General features: G+C 61.2%; 17 protein-coding genes. All 17 read right to left on the bottom strand.

Annotation, left to right across the window (positions count from 1 at the left end; genetic code table 11):
• Nucleotides 1-14 precede the first annotated feature (14 nt).
• Nucleotides 15-1145 carry a sensor histidine kinase gene (locus tag TU84_RS00525; RefSeq protein ID WP_048366547.1) on the bottom strand — a complete coding sequence of 377 codons (1131 nt, stop codon included), beginning with the start codon at nucleotides 1143-1145 and terminating at the stop codon, nucleotides 15-17.
• A 178-nt stretch (nucleotides 1146-1323) separates the two neighbouring features.
• The gene (gene ureC / locus TU84_RS00520; RefSeq protein WP_048366546.1) at nucleotides 1324-3024 is read right to left on the bottom strand and encodes an urease subunit alpha; all 1701 of its coding nucleotides are present in this window, start codon (nucleotides 3022-3024) and stop codon (nucleotides 1324-1326) included.
• 112 nt (nucleotides 3025-3136) lie between these two features.
• Nucleotides 3137-3445 carry an urease subunit beta gene (locus TU84_RS00515; protein ID WP_048366545.1) on the bottom strand — a complete coding sequence of 103 codons (309 nt, stop codon included), beginning with the start codon at nucleotides 3443-3445 and terminating at the stop codon, nucleotides 3137-3139.
• Complete coding sequence (locus tag TU84_RS00510; RefSeq protein WP_048366544.1) at nucleotides 3442-3975, bottom strand: GNAT family N-acetyltransferase; 534 nt, start codon at nucleotides 3973-3975, stop codon at nucleotides 3442-3444. The genes TU84_RS00515 and TU84_RS00510 overlap by 4 nt, the downstream gene beginning before the upstream one ends.
• Complete coding sequence (locus TU84_RS00505; protein ID WP_048366543.1) at nucleotides 3972-4505, bottom strand: GNAT family N-acetyltransferase; 534 nt, start codon at nucleotides 4503-4505, stop codon at nucleotides 3972-3974. Before TU84_RS00505 ends, TU84_RS00510 begins: the two co-directional genes overlap by 4 nt.
• Before the next feature lie 9 nt (nucleotides 4506-4514).
• Complete coding sequence (ureA, locus tag TU84_RS00500) at nucleotides 4515-4817, bottom strand: urease subunit gamma (RefSeq protein ID WP_048366542.1); 303 nt, start codon at nucleotides 4815-4817, stop codon at nucleotides 4515-4517.
• Between the two features lie 112 nt (nucleotides 4818-4929).
• Nucleotides 4930-5769 (bottom strand): urease accessory protein UreD, encoded by an 840-nt coding sequence (locus TU84_RS00495; RefSeq protein ID WP_048366541.1) that lies wholly within the window; start codon nucleotides 5767-5769, stop codon nucleotides 4930-4932.
• 33 nt (nucleotides 5770-5802) lie between these two features.
• Complete coding sequence (urtE, locus tag TU84_RS00490; RefSeq protein ID WP_048366540.1) at nucleotides 5803-6501, bottom strand: urea ABC transporter ATP-binding subunit UrtE; 699 nt, start codon at nucleotides 6499-6501, stop codon at nucleotides 5803-5805.
• A gap of 101 nt (nucleotides 6502-6602) precedes the next feature.
• Nucleotides 6603-7448, bottom strand: coding sequence for an urea ABC transporter ATP-binding protein UrtD (gene urtD, locus TU84_RS00485; protein ID WP_048366539.1), 846 nt, complete (start codon nucleotides 7446-7448; stop codon nucleotides 6603-6605).
• Entirely contained in the window at nucleotides 7445-8524 is a 1080-nt protein-coding gene (urtC, locus tag TU84_RS00480) for an urea ABC transporter permease subunit UrtC (protein WP_048366538.1), read from the bottom strand. The genes urtD and urtC overlap by 4 nt, the downstream gene beginning before the upstream one ends.
• Nucleotides 8524-10026, bottom strand: coding sequence for an urea ABC transporter permease subunit UrtB (gene urtB, locus TU84_RS00475; RefSeq protein WP_048366537.1), 1503 nt, complete (start codon nucleotides 10024-10026; stop codon nucleotides 8524-8526). Before urtB ends, urtC begins: the two co-directional genes overlap by 1 nt.
• A gap of 103 nt (nucleotides 10027-10129) precedes the next feature.
• Nucleotides 10130-11395 carry an urea ABC transporter substrate-binding protein gene (gene urtA, locus TU84_RS00470; protein WP_048366536.1) on the bottom strand — a complete coding sequence of 422 codons (1266 nt, stop codon included), beginning with the start codon at nucleotides 11393-11395 and terminating at the stop codon, nucleotides 10130-10132.
• A gap of 201 nt (nucleotides 11396-11596) precedes the next feature.
• On the bottom strand, nucleotides 11597-12607 hold the full coding sequence (locus TU84_RS00465; protein ID WP_048366535.1) for a FecCD family ABC transporter permease: 1011 nt from the start codon (nucleotides 12605-12607) through the stop codon (nucleotides 11597-11599).
• The gene (locus TU84_RS00460) at nucleotides 12604-13554 is read right to left on the bottom strand and encodes an ABC transporter substrate-binding protein (RefSeq protein WP_048366534.1); all 951 of its coding nucleotides are present in this window, start codon (nucleotides 13552-13554) and stop codon (nucleotides 12604-12606) included. Before TU84_RS00460 ends, TU84_RS00465 begins: the two co-directional genes overlap by 4 nt.
• Nucleotides 13551-14339 (bottom strand): ABC transporter ATP-binding protein, encoded by a 789-nt coding sequence (locus tag TU84_RS00455; protein WP_048366533.1) that lies wholly within the window; start codon nucleotides 14337-14339, stop codon nucleotides 13551-13553. Before TU84_RS00455 ends, TU84_RS00460 begins: the two co-directional genes overlap by 4 nt.
• 102 nt (nucleotides 14340-14441) lie before the next feature.
• The gene (locus TU84_RS00450) at nucleotides 14442-16568 is read right to left on the bottom strand and encodes a TonB-dependent receptor (RefSeq protein WP_048366532.1); all 2127 of its coding nucleotides are present in this window, start codon (nucleotides 16566-16568) and stop codon (nucleotides 14442-14444) included.
• Between the two features lie 165 nt (nucleotides 16569-16733).
• Nucleotides 16734-18110 (bottom strand): PepSY-associated TM helix domain-containing protein, encoded by a 1377-nt coding sequence (locus TU84_RS00445; RefSeq protein ID WP_048366531.1) that lies wholly within the window; start codon nucleotides 18108-18110, stop codon nucleotides 16734-16736.
• Nucleotides 18111-18216 lie beyond the last annotated feature (106 nt).

The following is an 18216-nucleotide window of genomic DNA, read 5'->3' as shown; positions in this document are numbered from 1 at the left end:
GCAGCCGGGGGCGTTCAGGCCTTCGGCAGCACCACGGTAAATGTCGTGCCCTGGTCTAGCGTCGAGGTCACGGTAATTTCGCCGTGGTGCGCGTCGACCACTTCTTTGACGATAAACAAACCCAGCCCCAGGCTGGTGGTCGCGCCGGGCAATGTGGCGTCTTCGCTTGGGCTGCGCACCAGCGGGTCAAATAAAGAGACCAGTGCATCTTTAGCAATCGGAATGCCCAGGTTGTGTACGCACAGCCTGACGGCGTCACTGCTCCCCACGACACTCAAGTTGATTTCGCCCTGCCTGGCACCATGTTGCAGGGCGTTACCAATCAGATTTTGTAACAGCTGCCCGATGCGGCTCGGGTCCCACAAGCCTTCAACGTCGCCCTCTATGTGCAGGGTCGGTGTGCAATTGGGCTGCCCTGCGCAGGCTTCTTCAAGGGCTCTCTGGCAAGCGTCAGCCAAATTCATCAAGCGCCTTTCAATGGGCATTCCGCTGCCCAGCCGGCTGCGCACAAACTGCAACAAATCACTGATCATCGCCCCCATGTAGTGGGTGCCATTTTTGATCGCAGCCACGTAAGTCAGCGCCTGGTCATCCAGTTTGGCTTTGCGTTGGAGCATTTCGGCGGAAAAGCTGACTGCCTGCAAGGGGGCGCGCAGATCGTGGCCCAAAATGGCCAGGAAGATGTCCCGCGAGCGATTGACTTGTTCTGCATAGGCCGCCGTGGATTCAGCCAACGCTTCATCAATCGCCTCGTTAAAGCGAATCATGTCGTGAAGGTGATTCTGGTCGGGGCTTTCGACGTTTTTTACCCACAGACGAATGACACAAGCACGCAGGTGGCGAAACTCTGAGGTCATCTGCACCAGGTCAAACCCTACGGCGTGGCGCAATTCACCGTGGCTGGCAGACGCGCGGTCCAGGCTTGGGGTTTTTTCCGGGCCTTCGCCCTCAGCCTTGGCCTGTTGTTCGCTGGCGGTTTGTGCCGTGACCATGTCGCGTGAGGCCGCCAGCAAAATGGCTTTGGCGTGGTCGCGCAGGGCTGCGCTGTCCATCGTTTCGGCGGCCGGGGTGATGGTGGCGGCGAACTGCTCCCATTCATCGACGATACGATCAACATTTTCCACGATGAACTGGGATAGGCGCATGGCCGTACACCTTGCTGCAAGAGCGGTAGTCATAAAAAGGTGACGCATAGTACGCCTTCATACAACGTCCTTCATCCAGCTTGGTCCCGAGCGGCAAAAAATCAAGCCCCCGACGGCATCACTGAGAGCTGCCCGCGATGATCCCGTCGCGGGCAGCTTTGTTCAGTGCAGCTGGTTGTCAGAACAAAAAGTACCGCTGCGCCATCGGTAGCACGTCGGCGGGCTCGCACCACAACAACACGCCGTCAGCCTTGACCTGATAGGTCTGCGGGTCAACGTCGATGTGTGGTAGGTAGCCGTTGTGGATCAGGTCGGTTTTTTGCACATCGCGACAGCCTTTGACCACGCCAATCTGCTTTTTCAGCCCGAGCTTTTCCGGGACCCCGGCGTCGGCCGCCGCCTGACTGATAAAGGTCAGGCTGGTGGCATGTCGCGAGCCGCCGTAGCTGGCGAACATGGGGCGGTAGTGAACCGGCTGCGGCGTTGGGATCGAGCCGTTGGCGTCGCCCATCAGGCTTGAGGCAATGGCTCCGCCTTTAAGAATCAAGGTCGGTTTGACCCCGAAAAACGCCGGGCGCCACAGCACCAGATCGGCCCATTTGCCCACTTCAATCGAACCCACCTCATGGCTGATGCCGTGGGTGATGGCCGGGTTGATGGTGTATTTGGCGATGTAGCGTTTGGCGCGGAAGTTGTCGTTGCCGGGCGTGTCTTCCGGCAACGGGCCGCGTTGTTTCTTCATTTTGTCGGCGGTTTGCCAGGTGCGCGTAATCACCTCGCCCACCCGGCCCATGGCCTGGCTGTCGGAGCTGATCATCGAGAACGCGCCAAGGTCGTGGAGGATGTCTTCGGCGGCAATGGTTTCGCGGCGGATACGGCTTTCAGCGAAGGCCACGTCTTCGGCAATGCTCGGGTCCAGGTGATGGCAGACCATGAGCATGTCGAGGTGTTCGTCGATGGTGTTGCGGGTAAACGGCCGGGTCGGGTTGGTCGAACTGGGCAGCACGTTGGTGAAACCGCAGGCCTTGATGATGTCCGGGGCGTGGCCGCCGCCTGCACCTTCGGTGTGGTAAGTGTGAATGGTGCGGCCCTTGAACGCGGCCAGAGTGGTTTCAACAAAGCCGGACTCGTTCAGCGTGTCGCTGTGAATCGCCACCTGCACGTCGTACAGGTCGGCCACGCTCAGGCAATTATCGATGGACGCGGGCGTGGTGCCCCAGTCTTCATGCAGCTTGAGGCCGATGGCACCGGCTTCGACCTGCTCGATCAACGGCTGCGGCAGGCTGGCGTTGCCCTTGCCGGTGAAGCCCATGTTCATCGGGAACGAATCGGCGGCTTGCAGCATGCGCGCCATGTGCCACGGCCCGGAGGTGCAGGTGGTGGCATTGGAGCCCGTAGCGGGGCCGGTGCCACCGCCGATCATGGTGGTCACGCCGCTGTTGAGCGCTTCATCGATTTGCTGGGGGCAGATGAAGTGAATATGCGTGTCGATGCCGCCTGCGGTGAGGATCATGCCTTCACCGGCAATCACTTCGGTGCTGGCGCCGATGGCGATGGTCACGTTGGGCTGGATGTCCGGGTTACCGGCTTTGCCGATGCTGTGGATACGGCCGTCTTTAAGGCCCACATCGGCTTTGACGATGCCCCAGTGATCGATGATCAGCGCGTTGGTGATCAGCGTGTCGACTACCTCGGCGGCGAGCAACTGGCTCTGGCCCATGCCGTCGCGAATCACCTTGCCGCCGCCGAACTTTACTTCTTCACCGTAGGTGGTGAAATCCTGCTCGACCTCGATCCACAACTCGGTGTCGGCCAAGCGAACCTTGTCACCCACAGTAGGACCGAACATGTCGGCATAAGCCTGGCGGGATATTTTCATTGCACGTTCCTAAGACAGTTAGACCGGACCTGTAGGAGCGAGCTTGCCTCGCGATCTTTTGGAAGATCAAAAGATCGCGAGGCAAGCTCGCTCCTACACAGGGGAAGAGCGGTTAATCCAGATTTCCCATCACACGCCCGGCAAAGCCGAACACGCGACGCAGCCCGGCCAGTTCCACCAGTTCCACTTCGCGGGTTTGCCCGGGCTCAAAGCGCACCGCTGTGCCCGCCGGAATGTTGAGGCGCATGCCACGGCTGTCGCCGCGATCAAACATCAGCGCGTCGTTGGTCTCGAAAAAGTGATAGTGCGAGCCCACCTGAATCGGCCGGTCGCCACGGTTGGACACGCTGAGGGTGTGGGTGCGGCGACCGACGTTGAGTTCGATCTCGCCCGCTTCAATCCGGTATTCGCCTGGAATCATTGCGGTTCACTCAAGGTTTTGTAGTAGATGGCTGTCGGCGCGTAGGTGCCGTTAGGGTTTTGGCAATAGTTGGGCAGTTCGCCGACACGGGTGTAGCCCAGCGCGCTGTAGAAGTTTTCGGCGGGTGAACCGGCCTCGGTATCCAGGTGCAGCAGGCCGCGTTTTTGCTCGCGTGCGCCTTGCTCCAGCGCATGGATCAGCACTTGGCCCAGACCACGGCGGCGGGCTTCGTTGAGCACCAGCAGCTTTTGCACTTCGGCGCGGTTGAGGCCGTTGGCCCGTTGGCACAGCGCCAATTGAACGCTGGCCAGCACGCGCTGATCCTCGACCAGCACCCATAGCAGCAGGTTGCCCTGTGCCAGTTGCGTGTGCACATCGTCGAAGTAGCGATTGGCCTGGGCCAGGTCAAAGTCGCCCATAAAGCCGACCGAGGCCCCGTGCTTTACGGCGTCGACCAGCAGCTCGATCAAGCCTTCGCGGTACTGCGCGAACGTGGACGCGGTGACTTGAGTCGGTTGTTCAGTGGTCATTGCCCACGCTCCTGTGGTGGTAGTGCGCCGGGGTAGAGCATCAGTTGCATAAAGGTCAGGTCGAGCCAGTTGCCGAATTTGATCCCGACCTGCGGCATGCGCCCGCTGGTGACGAAACCCAGTTGTTTATGCACATGAATCGAGGCCGCATTGCCGCCTTCGATGGCCGCCACCATCACGTGCTTGCCGCAGCCTCGGGCGCGTTCAATCAGTGCAGCAAGCAGCTTGGGTCCCAGTTTTTTGCCGCGCTGGTCGGGGTGCACGTACACCGAATGCTCGACGGTGTGGCGAAAGCCTTCAAAGGGCCGCCAGTCACCAAACGAGGCGTAGCCCAAGGCAACATCGGCATCGTCAACGATCACCAAAATCGGATACCCCTGGGCCTGGCGGGCGTCGAACCACTGCTGGCGGTTGTCGAGGTCGACGGTTTGCTCGTTCCAGATCGCCAGGGTGTTGAGCACGGCATCGTTGTAAATGTCGAGAATGGCAGGCAAGTCGCCCGCGACGGCATCACGAATAACGTAAGACATGGCGCAGCCTCAGGCGATGGGTTGGTGGACGGTGACCAGCTTGGTGCCGTCAGGGAAGGTGGCTTCAACCTGAATGTCGGGGATCATTTCCGGGATGCCTTCCATCACCTGCTCACGCGACAGCAGGGTGGTGCCGTAGTGCATCAGTTCGGCCACGGTCCGGCCATCGCGGGCGCCTTCGAGCAGGGCGGCAGAGATATAGGCGATGGTTTCCGGGTAATTGAGTTTCACCCCCCGGGCCAGTCGACGCTCAGCCAACAGGCCGGCGGTGAAGATCAGCATCTTGTCTTTTTCGCGTGGGGTCAGGTCCATGGTGGAGTCCGTGTTTAAATCAGAAAAATAGGGACTGTAGGAGCGAGCTTGCCTCGCGATCTTTTAAACGCTCAAAACATCGCGAGGCAAGCTCGCTCCTACAGAGAGTGCATCAAGTGCTCCAAATTCGGGGTGCAAGCGCCTCGCGGCCCAGCAGTGCCGGGCGCAGCAAGCGCCATAATTCAATTAGCCAGCCCCGCGCCTGCAAGGCTTCGGTGGCCAGGCAGCGGGCAACCAGCAACCCCGGCAACTGGGTCAAATCCCCGCGTACCGGGTTCGGCAGGCTGCGGCAGGTTTCCAGCAGTTCAGCGCTGATTTCACCCGTCACCAATAACGTGGCAAATACCGGGTTGCCGTCCAGGCCGATGGGGGAGTCCAGCAGCCCGTCATCGCCGACGATGCGCTGGCGCTCATGCCAGAGCAATTGGCCGTCGCGACGGATATCCAGGTGCGATTGAAAATGCCCGCGCTCAAACCGTTCGCCACTGGCCATGCGGCCCAACGCCACCATGTCCCAGTAAAACAGCCGGGCATCGCCCTCAAGCTCAATGCGTGTGCTGATTTCGGCTTGGGCCGCGCTGAACACGATGGTTTCTTGTGGCAGCCATTCGAGGGTCGCGCCTGCGGCCACGTTGAGTTCGACGCTCTGGAAGGCCGGGCCCGCCGCGCGGTACCACTTGGCTGCGCCGGGGCTGGTGAGTTGCGTCCAGGCATCGGGCCCGACGCTGGCGCGGATGTCCAGCCGGTCACCGCCCGCAATCCCGCCGGGCGGGTGGACGATGATGTGCTGGCACACTTCGGGGCCTTCGGCGTACAGGTGCTTTTGCACCCGCAGCGGGCCGAGGTGGCGGCGCAGGGTCGGGCGCGTACTGTCGCCAAAACGCCCATAGCCCAGCGCCAGCTCGGCGTGCCAGCTGGGGGTGAACAGCGCGGTGTTGGCAGGCACGTTCATATGTAGGACTTTTTACCCGGAAAGAGTGACAGATTAAATCGTCACCAGCCCGCGCACACCTTCTGTTTGCATATTTTCACCTCGGCCTTGCTGAACGATTTCGCCCCGCGACATCACCAGGTACTGGTCGGCCAGTTCTTCGGCAAAGTCGTAGAACTGCTCCACCAGCAAAATCGCCATGTCGCCGCGTGCCGCGAGCATTTTGATCACTGCGCCGATCTCCTTGATCACCGAGGGCTGAATGCCTTCGGTGGGCTCGTCGAGGATCAGTAGCCGTGGGCGGCTGGCCAACGCCCGGCCAATCGCCAGTTGTTGCTGTTGGCCACCGGACAAATCCCCGCCACGCCGGTGCTTCATTTGCAGCAACACCGGGAACAGTTCGTAGATAAACGCAGGCACTTCGCGGGCTTCTGAGCCGGGAAAGCGCGACAGGCCCATCAGCAGGTTTTCTTCAACGGTGAGGCGCCCGAAAATCTCGCGCCCCTGGGGCACGTAGGCAATACCGGCGTGCACCCGCTGGTGGGGTTTGAGCGTGGTAATGGTCTTGCCTTCCCATTGCACGCTGCCTTCTTTGACCGGTAGCAAGCCCATCAGGCACTTGAGCAGCGTGGTTTTGCCCACGCCATTGCGCCCCAGCAGGCAGGTGACTTCGCCCACTTTGACCTCAAACGACAGGCCGCGCAGGATGTGGCTGCCGCCGTAGTACTGGTGCAGCTTTTCGACTTGAAGCATGTTCAGATTCCTTCATTCCTTTGTAGGAGCGAGCTTGTCTCGCGATCTTTTGATCTTCTAAAAGATCGCGAGACAAGCTCGCTCCTACAGGGGGATTTGATCTAACGACCCAGATACACCTCAATCACCCGTTCATCCGCCTGCACCTGCTCCAGCGAGCCTTCGGCCAGTACGCTGCCCTGGTGCAAAACGGTGACGTGGTCGGCAATGGCGCCGACAAAGCCCATGTCGTGCTCTACCACCATCAGCGAGTGTTTGCCCGCGAGGCTTTTGAACAGTTCGGCGGTGAACTCGGTTTCGGCGTCGGTCATGCCCGCCACTGGCTCGTCCAGCAGCAACAACTGCGGGTCTTGCATCAGCAGCATGCCGATCTCCAGGAACTGCTTCTGGCCGTGGGACAGCAACCCGGCCTGACGCTGCGCCGAGCTGCTCAAGCGAATGGTCTCGAGCACCTCGGCAATGCGGTCTTTCTGCTCGCCGCTGAGGGTGGCGCGCAGGCTGGCCCACACCGATTTGTCGGTTTTCTGCGCCAGTTCGAGGTTTTCGAACACGCTCAAGGCTTCAAACACCGTGGGCTTTTGGAACTTGCGGCCAATCCCGGCCTGGGCAATCTGCACTTCGCTCATTTGCCGCAGGTCCAGGGTTTCCCCAAACCAGGCCTGGCCTTCGGTGGGCCGGGTCTTGCCGGTGATGACGTCCATCATCGTGGTTTTACCGGCACCGTTGGGGCCGATGATGCAGCGCAGTTCACCCACGCCGATGTACAGGTTGAGGTTGTTCAGGGCCTTGAAGCCATCGAAGCTGACGCTGATGTCTTCGAGCGTCAGGATGGTGCCGTGGCGGGTGTTCAGGCCCTTGCCAGCAGTGTGGCCCAAGCCGATGGCGTCGCGGCCGCTGCCTGAGTCCTTGCTGGGGTCGAGTACAGGTTCGAGCATGACGTTCCTCATTGTTCACCCCGTTTCTTCAACAGGCCGATGATGCCCTTGGGCAGGTACAGCGTGACGACGATAAACAGCGCGCCGAGGAAGAACAGCCAGTACTCAGGGAAGGCCACGGTGAACCAGCTCTTCATGCCGTTGACCACGCCCGCGCCGAGCAGCGGCCCGATCAGGGTGCCGCGCCCGCCCAGGGCGACCCACACGGCGGCTTCGATGGAGTTGGTCGGCGACATTTCACCGGGGTTGATGATGCCCACTTGCGGCACATACAGCGCTCCGGCCAGGCCGCACAGCACCGCACTCAGCACCCAGACAAACAGCTTGAAACCGCGCGGGTCGTAGCCGCAGAACATCAGGCGGTTTTCGGCGTCGCGCAGCGCAGTCAGTACCCGGCCAAATTTGCTGCGGGCCAGGCGCCAACCGACAAACAGGCTGGCTACCAGCAACAGGACCGTGGCCAGAAACAGCACCGCCCGGGTGCCGGGCTCAGTGATGCCAAAGCCCAGAATGCTGCGAAAGTTGGTGAAGCCGTTGTTGCCGCCAAACCCGGTTTCGTTGCGGAAAAATAGGAGCATCCCGGCAAAGGTCAACGCTTGGGTCATGATCGAGAAGTACACGCCTTTGATCCGCGAGCGGAAGGCGAAAAAACCGAACACCAGGGCCAATAAACCGGGCGCCAGCACCACCAGGCACATTGCCCACCAGAAGTGCTCGGTGCCGACCCAGTACCACGGCAATTCAGTCCACGACAAAAAGGTCATGAAGTCTGGCAACGCGTCGCCCGAGGCCTGGCGCATCAGGTACATGCCCATGGCATAGCCGCCCAGGGCAAAGAACAAGCCATGGCCCAGCGACAGCAGCCCGGCGTAACCCCAGACCAGATCCAGCGCTAGGGCAACGATGGCGTAGCAGAGGATCTTGCCCACCAGTGTCAGGGTGTAGGCCGAGACCTGGAACGGGCTGTCGGCGGGCAATAGCGAGAGCAGCGGCATGGCCAGCAGCACCAGCAGGATCAGGCCGCCGACCAGTGCGGTCACGGTGGGCCCGGCTTTTTGTGTGGCGGTAAGCATCAGAGGCTGATTCATCAGTCGATCACCCGTCCTTTAAGCGCGAAGAGACCTTGCGGGCGCTTCTGGATAAACAGAATGATCAGCCCCAGGATCAGGATTTTGCCGAGCACGGCGCCGATCTGTGGTTCAAGAATCTTGTTCGCGATGCCCAGCCCGAAGGCCGCGTACACAGTGCCCGCCAGTTGGCCGACGCCGCCCAGCACCACCACTAGAAACGAGTCGATGATGTAGCCCTGGCCCAGGTCCGGGCCGACGTTGCCGATCTGGCTCAAGGCCACGCCGCCGAGCCCGGCAATGCCCGAGCCCAGGCCGAAGGCGAGCATGTCCACGCGGCCGGTCGGTACGCCGCAGCAGGCGGCCATGTTGCGGTTCTGGGTGACGGCGCGCACGTTGAGGCCCAGGCGGGTTTTGTTCAGCAGAAGCCAGGTCAGGAACACCACGGCCAGGGCGAAGACGATAATCACCAGACGGTTGTACGGCAGCACCAGGTTGGGCAGCACTTGAATCCCGCCCGAAAGCCAGGCCGGGTTGGCCACTTCGACGTTTTGTGCGCCGAACAGCACGCGCACCAGCTGGATCAGGATCAGGCTGATGCCCCACGTCGCCAGCAGGGTTTCCAGCGGGCGGCCATAGAGGTGACGAATGATGGTGCGCTCCAGCACCATGCCGATGGCGGCGGTCACGAAAAACGCTACCGGCAGGGCCAGCAACGGGTAGAACTCGATGGCGCCGGGGGCGAAGCGTTGAAACAGTAACTGCACGCAATAGGTCGAGTAGGCGCCGAGCATCAGCATCTCGCCGTGGGCCATGTTGATCACCCCCAGCAGGCCGAAGGTGATGGCCAGGCCGAGGGCCGCGAGCAGCAGAATCGAACCCAGCGACAAGCCGCTGAAGGCTTGGCCGAGCAGGTCGCCGATCAGCAGTTTGCGTTTGACCTGGGCCAGGCTGGTTTCGGCGGCGGTGCGCACCGTGGCGTTGGTTTCGACGTCTGGTTGCAGCAGGTTTTCAAGGCGGGTGCGGGCCAGCGGTTCGCCGGTTTCACCGAGCAAACGCACGGCGCTCAAGCGTACGGCGGGGTCCGGATCGACCAGTTGCAGATTGGCCAGCGCCAGGCTCAAGGCCGTGTGCACATCGTGGTCGGTTTCTTCTGCCAGTTGTTGGTCGAGGAATTTAAGCTGCGCCGGTTTGGCGGATTTTTGCAGTTGCTGGGCGGCGCTCAGCCGCAGTTTCGGGTCGGCGGCCAGCAGTTGGTGGCTGGCCAGGGCGGTCTCAACCAGTCCGCGAAGACGGTTGTTCAGGCGCAAGGTTTTGACGTTGCCGTCGACGGTGACTTGCCCCTGTTGCAGGCTGTTGATCAGCTCAATACGGGCGGGCGTGGGCTGGGCCGCCCAGCTTTCGAGAAGTTGGGCCTGCACCGAATTATTGGCCGCCGCGAAATCGCTGGCGTCATCGGCGTAAGCGCCCAGTGGCAATAACACCAAGAGTGCGCAGATAAAACGAAAAAGGGCAGTGGGCATAGTTTTAGCCTTGCGCAATCTGTAGGAGCGAGCTTGTCTCGCGATCTTTCAGGCAGATCAAAAGATCGCGAGGCAAGCTCGCTCCTACAGGGAATTACGGGGGTTAGTTACTTTTCACCGGGGCGTCCGGTTTTTTGTCGTTGCCAGGAATGAACGGGCTCCATGGCTGGGCGCGGATGGGCTCTGGGGTTTGCCATACCACGTTGAACTGGCCGTCATCCTGGATCTCGCCGATCATCACCGGCTTGTGCAGGTGGTGGTTGGTCTTGTCCATGGTCAGGGTGTAACCCGACGGCGCGGCGAAGGTCTGGCCGGCCATAGCCTCGCGTACTTTGTCGACATCGGTAGACTTGGCTTTTTCAGCCGCCTGCGCCCACATATGAATGCCCACGTAGGTGGCTTCCATCGGGTCGTTGGTCACGGCTTTGTCAGCGCCCGGCAAGTTGTGGGCCTTGGCGTAGGCTTTCCAGTCGTCGACAAACTTCTTGTTGACCGGGTTATCCACCGATTCGAAGTAGTTCCAGGCGGCGAGGTTGCCCACCAATGGTTTGGTGTCGATGCCGCGCAGTTCTTCTTCGCCCACCGAGAACGCAATCACCGGCACGTCGGTGGCTTTCAGGCCCTGGTTGGCCAGCTCTTTATAGAACGGCACGTTGGAGTCGCCGTTCACGGTGGAGATCACCGCGGTCTTGCCACCTGCCGAGAACTTTTTGATGTTGGACACGATGGTCTGGTAATCGCTGTGACCAAACGGCGTGTAGACCTCCTGGATGTCCTTGTCGGCTACGCCTTTGGAATGCAGGAACGCACGCAGGATTTTGTTGGTGGTGCGCGGGTACACGTAATCGGTGCCCAGCAGCACGAAGCGCCTGGCGCTGCCGCCGTCTTCGCTCATCAAATACTCAACCGCCGGGATGGCTTGCTGGTTAGGCGCTGCACCGGTGTAGAACACGTTGGGCGACATCTCTTCGCCTTCGTATTGCACCGGGTAGAACAGCAGGCCGTTGAGTTCTTCAAACACCGGCAGTACCGATTTACGGGACACCGAGGTCCAGCAACCGAACACCACCGCAACCTTGTCCTGAGTCAGTAACTGGCGGGCCTTTTCGGCAAACAGCGGCCAGTTGGACGCCGGGTCGACCACCACCGGTTCGAGCATCTTGCCGTTCACCCCGCCCTTGGCGTTGATCTCGTCGATGGTCATCAAGGCCATGTCTTTGAGCGAGGTTTCAGAGATCGCCATGGTCCCGGACAGCGAATGCAGAATCCCCACCTTGATGGTCTCGGCGGCTTGCACCGTCCAGGTCAGACCCATGGCGGCAATGGATGCCGAGAGGGTGAACGCTTTGATCAAGCTACGACGCTTCATGGGCCGATCTCCAGATGTCTCGTTGTTTTAAGGGTCGATACGAACACTGGGAGGGTTTTTGCAAGGTCTGTGCCGAAGTGGTGCGAGGGCTCTGTAATGGGGCTTGTGGACAATGTTGTGAGTATTGGCGCACCAGTTCGGAGCCTGAAGTCGGCTTTGGTGCGCAGCGTGCGCGCTGCTGGTGCAGGGGGGGGAGAAGAGTTATCGCTTGCGCATTAAACCGATAAAGAACAACCCGCCGATGGCCGCTGTGGCCACCCCGATGGGCAAGTCTTCGGGGGCGATCAGGGTGCGGGCGGCGACGTCGACCCAGACCAGAAACACGCTGCCCAGTAGCGCCGACACCGGCAGTAATCGCCGGTGTTCAGCGCCCACCAGACGCCGGGCGATGTGCGGGATCATCAGGCCGACAAAGCCGATGGAACCACTGATGGCCACCAAGACGCCGGTCATCAGCGAAGCGATCAAGAACACCTTGAGCCGTACATTGCGCGCATTCAGGCCGAGGGTGACGGCGGTTTGCTCGCCAGCCATCAGGGCGTTCAGCGGGCGGGCCATGCCCAGCAGTAAAAACAGCCCCAGCACCACCACGGCACTGGGCACGGCCAGCAGTTCCCAGCGGGCCAGCCCGAGGCCCCCGAGCATCCAGAACAGCACAGCAGAACTGGCGCGGTGATCGCCCAAAAACAGCAAGGTGTTGGCCACCGCCATCATCACGAACGACACGGCCACGCCGCAGAGCAGCAGGCGGTCGCTATCCAGACGCCCCTGACGACTGGCGATGGCCAGTACCAGTAGCATGCTCAGCAGGGCGCCGATAAAGGCGGCAATGGGCAAGGTCAGCAGGCCGACGATTTCGCCCACGTGCAGCACCACAATCACCGCGCCCAACGTCGCGCCGCTGGTGACGCCGAGCAAGTGCGGATCAGCCAGCGGGTTGCGGGTCACGGCTTGTAGCACCGCCCCGATCAAGGCCAGGCCCGCCCCCACCAGGGCGCCGAGCAGCATGCGCGGCACGCGGATCAGCCACACGATGTGCTCCTGGCCAGCGCTCCAGCTCACCTCGCCGAGGCCAAACATTTTATTCAGCACAATGTGCCACACCACGTCGACCGGCACCCGCGCCGGGCCAAAGCCCAGCGACACCACGCATGACACCAGCAGCAGTGCGCCAAGGCTGATCAGTAACAGGGCGTAGCGGTTAGACATCATTGTGGGTGAAACCCTTTGGCCAGGGTTTCGATGGCCAGCACGTTGTCGATGCCCGGCGTGGCTTGCACGTAGGGGATGACGATAAAGCGTTTGTGCTTGATGGCGTCCACCGATTGCAGGGCCGGGTTGGTTTCGAGAAAGCGCTGTTTTTGCTCGGCGGTGACTTCGCTGTAGTCGACGATCACGATGACCTCGGGGTTGCGCTCGACCACGGTTTCCCAGTTAACGCGGGTCCAGCTGGCGTCGATGTCGCTGAGGATGTCATCGCCACCCGCGGCTTCGATCAGAGCGTGGGGGATGCCCAGCTTGCCCGAAGTCATGGCGCGGTCTTCGCCGCTGTCATACAGAAACACCCGGGGTTTTGATGCCGGAAGGGCCTTCTGCACGTCGGCGATTTTGGTCTGCATCTGTGCGATCAATGCGTTGGCACGGTCTTGCACGTCGAAGATTTTGCCGAGGTTGCGCAGATCGTTGTAGGTATCTTCCATGCTGGCTGGAGGGCGCTTCATCACAAACGCACATGACTCGGTCAGCTCATACACGTTGATACCCAGCGGGGTGAGGGTGTGCGGCGTGAGGTCACCACCCACGCGCATGCCGTAATCCCAGCCGGCGAAGAAGAAATCAACGTTGGCATTGAGCAGGGTTTCAACCGACGGGTACTTGCTGGCCAGCTCGGGCAGGCCGTCGAGAATGGCCTTCATCTCGGGCGTGACCGACTTCCAGCCACTGATGCCGCTGTACCCGGCCATGCGCGGTTTGAGGCCCAGGGCGAGCATCATTTGGGTCATGTTGATGTCATGGCTGACCGCGTGCTTGGGCGCTTGCGTGAAGGTCACGTCACGGTTGCAGCTTTTAATCGTCAGCGGGTAGGTCGTGGCGTCGGCCTGAGCCAGTTGGGCGCCGAATAAAACAGCCAGGCACAGGGCGAGACGGATCAGCTTCATGGTTGGGTTATCCAGGTAATGCGGGGGTAGCCGGACAGTGGATGGTCGTCGACCAGCGCGTCCACGCCGAAAACGTTGCGTAATAATTCAACGGTCAACACCTCGCGCGGCGTGCCGCTGGCAATGATCTTGCCGTGGTTGATCACGTACAGCCGATCACAAAAGGCCGCCGCCAGATTCAGGTCGTGGATGCTGGCCAGGGTACCGATGTTCAGGCGCTTGACCCGTTGCAGCAGCTCCAGCTGATAGCGCGGGTCGAGGTGGTTGGTCGGCTCGTCGAGGATCAGCAGGTCGGGTTGCTGGGTCAGGGCGCGGGCCAGGATCACACGCTGTTTTTCGCCGCCCGAGAGGGTGGCGAAGGCGTGGTCTTCAAAGCCTTGCAGGCCGACGGATTCGAGGGCGTCTCTGGCCAGTTCGCGGTCGGCCTGGGTGTCGCCGTCAAACAGGCCTTTGTGCGGGGTACGGCCCATGGCGACCACTTCATCAACAGTCAGGCCAAAAGCGTCCGGAAATTCTTGCAGCACCACGGCGATGCGTTGGGCGCACCAGCGTGGTGACTGTTGCCACAGGTTGTGCGGGCCTAGATGAACCTCGCCCGCTTCGGGCTTGCTGAAGCGATAAGCACAGCGCAACAGGCTGGTTTTACCGCTGCCGTTGGGCCCGATCAGCCCCACAAACTCACCGGCCGCCACGTGCAGGTTGGCATCACGCAGCTTGAACTGGTGATGACAATGGCCGTGGCCCAAGGGCGTCCAGGCGAGTTTGGTGAGGGTGAGCTGAGTCATGCATTTACCGGTCAATCCCGTAGGAGCGAGCTTGCCTCGCGATCTTTTAAAAGATCAAAAGATCGCGAGGCAAGCTCGCTCCTACAGGGGGGTTAGATGTGCTTAGAAGGTGTAATCCGCCGTAACGAAGACCGAACGCGGTTCACCCATGATCCATTGTTGGCCGTCATTGTATTGGCTTAAGGCGTATTGGCGGTTGAACAAATTGTTTACGCGCAGCCCCAGGGTGGTTTTTGGCAGGGCTTTCCAGCTCACGGTGGCATCCACCACGGTGTAGCTCGGCAGCACGGCGGTGTTGGCCACGTCTGCGTAACGCGCGTCGACATAGCGCACACCGGCGCCCGCGTTCACGTCGTCGGTTACGGCTTTGCTCAACCACAGGTTGGCGGTACGGCGCGGTACTTCGGCGGGGCGGTTGCCTTTGAGCGACACGCCGCCCTGATCGAATTTGTCGTATTGCGCACGGACAATGGCGGCGTTGGCCTGGAGCTGCCAGCGGTGTGGCAGTTGCAGATCAAGGCTGGCTTCCAGGCCTTTGGAGGACTGTTCGCCCACTTGGAGCGTGCGGGTGAAGTCGGCCGGGTCAGTGGTCAGCAAATCCTTTTTGACGATGTGATACGCCGCCAGTGTCCACTCGCCGCGCTGGTCCCAGAACAGTTGCTTGAAGCCGACTTCGGTCTGGCGCGCATGGGCCAGGCCAAAGTTTTGCTGGTTCTGGCTTAGGCTGATCAAACCGCCGACGCCATCGACGCTGGTGGCTTGTTGGGCGTAAACCGAGGTGTCCGGGGTCAGTTCGTACACCAGCCCGACTTTCCAGCTGTTGGCCGACAGGCTGCGGTCTGAGCGGGTGGTAAGGTTGTCCACTGAGAAGTCATCGCGGTCCAGGTGCACCATGTCGCGGCGCACACCGGTGACCAGCGACAGCTGATCGGTCAGCTCGGTGCGGTTTTCGGCGAACAGCGAAAACTGCTGCGTGGTGGTAGTGAACTGGTCGCGGTAAGGCGAAGCACTTTGCCATTGGCCACGGTCCGGGTGGTACAGGTCGATTGGCTGGCCGTCGGCGTCCACGTCGTGGTACGGCGAGTTGCTGTGCAAATTGAAGTGGATACGGTTGTAGTCCATGCCCACCAGGGTTTTGCTTTTGAGGCCGAACAGGTCATGGCTGAGGGCGAAGGTCTGGCGGTCGCCGACCTGTTCCTGCTCATGCTTGATGCTGAAATAGCCGCTGCGCAGCAGGGTTTGGCTGGCCTCGTCCCAGGCGTGGTTTTCGGCGTTCTGCCAACGGCGCTGGGCCTTGAGGTAATACAGTTCGTTGGTGGCGGTCAGGTTGTCGTTGATCCGCCATTCGCTGTTCAGGCGCGTCCACTGATCGTTGTAGTGCAGCTTGGCGTCACTGACGTTGTAGTTCTTGTCGCGCAGGCCTTTGTGATAACGGCCATTGATCAACGGCACGCCAAAGTCGTTTTGCGGCTCCTGGTCGCCGTAGTCGTGGCTCAGGGTGAACGCCAGATCATCCGTGGCCTGCCAGCGCAGGGCCGCGCTGATAAAGGTGTTTTCAGAATCGCCGTGGTCGATCCAGCCATTGCTCTGGGTGTGGTTGATGTTCAACCGGTAGCTCAGGGTGTCGGTCAGCGAGCCGCCGCTGTCCAGTGCCTGCTGTTGGCGATCGTAGGAGCCGTAGCCGACGCGGATGTGGTTTTCGATCTCGCCGCTGAACGGTTTTTTCGGGATCACGTTGATCACTGCCCCGGTTGCGCCTTCGCCATACAACACCGACGCCGGGCCGCGCAGCACGTCGATGCGCTCAACCGACCAGTCGTCCACCGGGAAGGTCACGGTGCCCGCGCCGCTGTACATGCGAGTGCCGTCGTACAGCTGCATGACCGAACCTTCGCCGACAAAACCGCGCGCCGAGTACGCCGAACCGCCATTGCCCGGCGAGCCGGTGAAGCTGATGCCGGTGGTGCGGGTTACGGCGTCCTGCACGCTGCTGTCGCCACGGGCGCGGATCTGCGCGCCGGTCAGGCTTTCAACGCTGGCCGGGGTTTCGAGGCTGCTGAGGTTCAGACGCGAACCGGCGGTGGTGGCGGTCTTGAGGTCGATGCTTTCGGCATCGATTTCAGGGGCGGTGATGGTGGCGGCAGGCAGCATCAGGGACGGCGCGGTGTCATCCGCGTGGGCGCTGTTAACCACCAGCAGGCAAAGGCTGGAAAGCAGGTACTTGTTCATTAGGGCAGTGAGTCGCTTTTTTCTGGAGGTGTGCCCGCTGCCTCCTGGCGGCGGGTGATCGAGCTTAAATTGTTTTGTTACACAGTAACAACAATTTCTCGCGTGATACTGGCGTGCCAGTATCCACATATCTCTGGATCGCGCATCTCGGATGTTTCATCCCCACTATGAAGCGCGCTCATGTTGAGGCTTTGAGCGCACGAGCAGCAGTAAACGGTCGAGCAACCAGACGCCAATCAACGAGGCGCCGACCAAGGGGAACGCCACCGCCAGGGCGAGGATGATCACCACCCCGGTTTTCCAGGTCGGCAGGTCATGGCGCAGCGGTGGCACGCCGAGGCCGCCTTTGGGGCGGCGTTTCCACCAGATCACCAGGCCGCTGGTCGAACTCAGCAGGATCATCAGGCAGATCAGCAGAATCGCGATCTGGTTCAGCGAGCCGAACAGCTTGCCTTCGTGCAGCATCACGCCCATTTCCGTGGCGCGGGCGACGTTGCTGTAATGCTGCCAACGCACATCGGCCAGGACCTCGCCGGTGTACTGATCGACATGCAAGGTGGCGTCGTTGCGCGGGTCGTCAGCGAACACGGCAATGGTAAACACGCCTTGTGCCGTGGTGGGCAGGGTGATGCTGTAGCCGGGTTCGACCTTGCGCGTGCTGGCGGTGTCGACCACCTGTTGCAAGGTGATGCCGGGCGCCGCCGGGCCAGACGTGTGAGCGCCGTGGGCCATGTGCTCGGCGTGCGCGCCGGACACCGGCATCGGTGTGTTTTCCATGGCCCAGGGCACGGTCTGGCGGGCGGCGCTGTTGAGGGTGCGGGCTTCAACGTCTGATTGGGGCACGTTGTTCCACATGGCGGCGGGGAACTGGTTCCACAGGTCGGCGTATTGCTTGCCCCAGAAACCGGTCCAGGTCATGCCGCTGATCAGCATGAACAACAGCAAGGCTGCGCCCCAGAACCCGGTAACGGCATGCAGGTCGCGCCACAAGACCCGGCCGCGACGGCTCAAGCGCGGCCACAAGATACCCGCCGCAGATTGCCCGCGCGGCCACCACAGGTACAAGCCTGACACCACCAGCACCACGCCCCAGCCAGCGGCGAGTTCCACCAGCCGGTCACCGAGGGTGCCGATCATCAACTCGCCGTGCAGGGCACGGGCCACGGCTTGCAGGTTGAGCTTGGCATCTTGCTCGCCCAGCACTTCGCCGCTGTACGGGTTGATAAACACATTGAGCTGGCGCCCGGCGTTGCTGAGCACAAATTGCGCGCTGCGCTCAGGGTTGATCGGCGGCAGGTACTGGCTGATATGGCCCTGTGGATAAGTGGCCTGCACGCGCTGGAGCTGGTCGTCGGCACTGAGACGGTGATGGCCAGGGCTGACGTTGATCAGGTGGTCGTAGAGCAAAGGGTCGAGCTGGGGTTTGAACAGGTAAATAATCCCGGTCAGGGCCAGCAGAATCATGAACGGCGCGACAAACAGCCCGGCATAGAAATGCCAGCGCCAGGCCAGGTTGTAGAACGACGGTGTGGGTTGGCTCATCAGGAGCGGCTCCGCAAAGTTAACGATTTATTGTCGAATGCAAACCCCGTGGGAGCGGGCTTGCTCGTGATGCAGGCGACGCGGTCTTCAGTTGCCCCGCAGTGCT

Origin of the sequence: Pseudomonas helleri, assembly GCF_001043025.1 — a bacterium.
Lineage (GTDB): Bacteria > Pseudomonadota > Gammaproteobacteria > Pseudomonadales > Pseudomonadaceae > Aquipseudomonas > Aquipseudomonas helleri.
The sequence above is the reverse complement of the archived record's forward strand: the minus strand, read 5'-3'. Positions and strand labels throughout refer to the sequence as shown.

Bases quoted from the DNA above. Each gene is read 5' to 3' on its own strand.
- TU84_RS00525 (WP_048366547.1), bottom strand. From the start codon at position 1,145: ATGCGCCTATCCCAGTTCATCGTGGAAAATGTTGATCGTATCGTCGAT.
- ureC (WP_048366546.1), bottom strand. From the start codon at position 3,024: ATGAAAATATCCCGCCAGGCTTATGCCGACATGTTCGGTCCTACTGTG.
- TU84_RS00515 (WP_048366545.1), bottom strand. From the start codon at position 3,445: ATGATTCCAGGCGAATACCGGATTGAAGCGGGCGAGATCGAACTCAAC.
- TU84_RS00510 (WP_048366544.1), bottom strand. From the start codon at position 3,975: ATGACCACTGAACAACCGACTCAAGTCACCGCGTCCACGTTCGCGCAG.
- TU84_RS00505 (WP_048366543.1), bottom strand. From the start codon at position 4,505: ATGTCTTACGTTATTCGTGATGCCGTCGCGGGCGACTTGCCTGCCATT.
- ureA (WP_048366542.1), bottom strand. From the start codon at position 4,817: ATGGACCTGACCCCACGCGAAAAAGACAAGATGCTGATCTTCACCGCC.
- TU84_RS00495 (WP_048366541.1), bottom strand. From the start codon at position 5,769: ATGAACGTGCCTGCCAACACCGCGCTGTTCACCCCCAGCTGGCACGCC.
- urtE (WP_048366540.1), bottom strand. From the start codon at position 6,501: ATGCTTCAAGTCGAAAAGCTGCACCAGTACTACGGCGGCAGCCACATC.
- urtD (WP_048366539.1), bottom strand. From the start codon at position 7,448: ATGAGGAACGTCATGCTCGAACCTGTACTCGACCCCAGCAAGGACTCA.
- urtC (WP_048366538.1), bottom strand. From the start codon at position 8,524: ATGAATCAGCCTCTGATGCTTACCGCCACACAAAAAGCCGGGCCCACC.
- urtB (WP_048366537.1), bottom strand. From the start codon at position 10,026: ATGCCCACTGCCCTTTTTCGTTTTATCTGCGCACTCTTGGTGTTATTG.
- urtA (WP_048366536.1), bottom strand. From the start codon at position 11,395: ATGAAGCGTCGTAGCTTGATCAAAGCGTTCACCCTCTCGGCATCCATT.
- TU84_RS00465 (WP_048366535.1), bottom strand. From the start codon at position 12,607: ATGATGTCTAACCGCTACGCCCTGTTACTGATCAGCCTTGGCGCACTG.
- TU84_RS00460 (WP_048366534.1), bottom strand. From the start codon at position 13,554: ATGAAGCTGATCCGTCTCGCCCTGTGCCTGGCTGTTTTATTCGGCGCC.
- TU84_RS00455 (WP_048366533.1), bottom strand. From the start codon at position 14,339: ATGACTCAGCTCACCCTCACCAAACTCGCCTGGACGCCCTTGGGCCAC.
- TU84_RS00450 (WP_048366532.1), bottom strand. From the start codon at position 16,568: ATGAACAAGTACCTGCTTTCCAGCCTTTGCCTGCTGGTGGTTAACAGC.
- TU84_RS00445 (WP_048366531.1), bottom strand. From the start codon at position 18,110: ATGAGCCAACCCACACCGTCGTTCTACAACCTGGCCTGGCGCTGGCAT.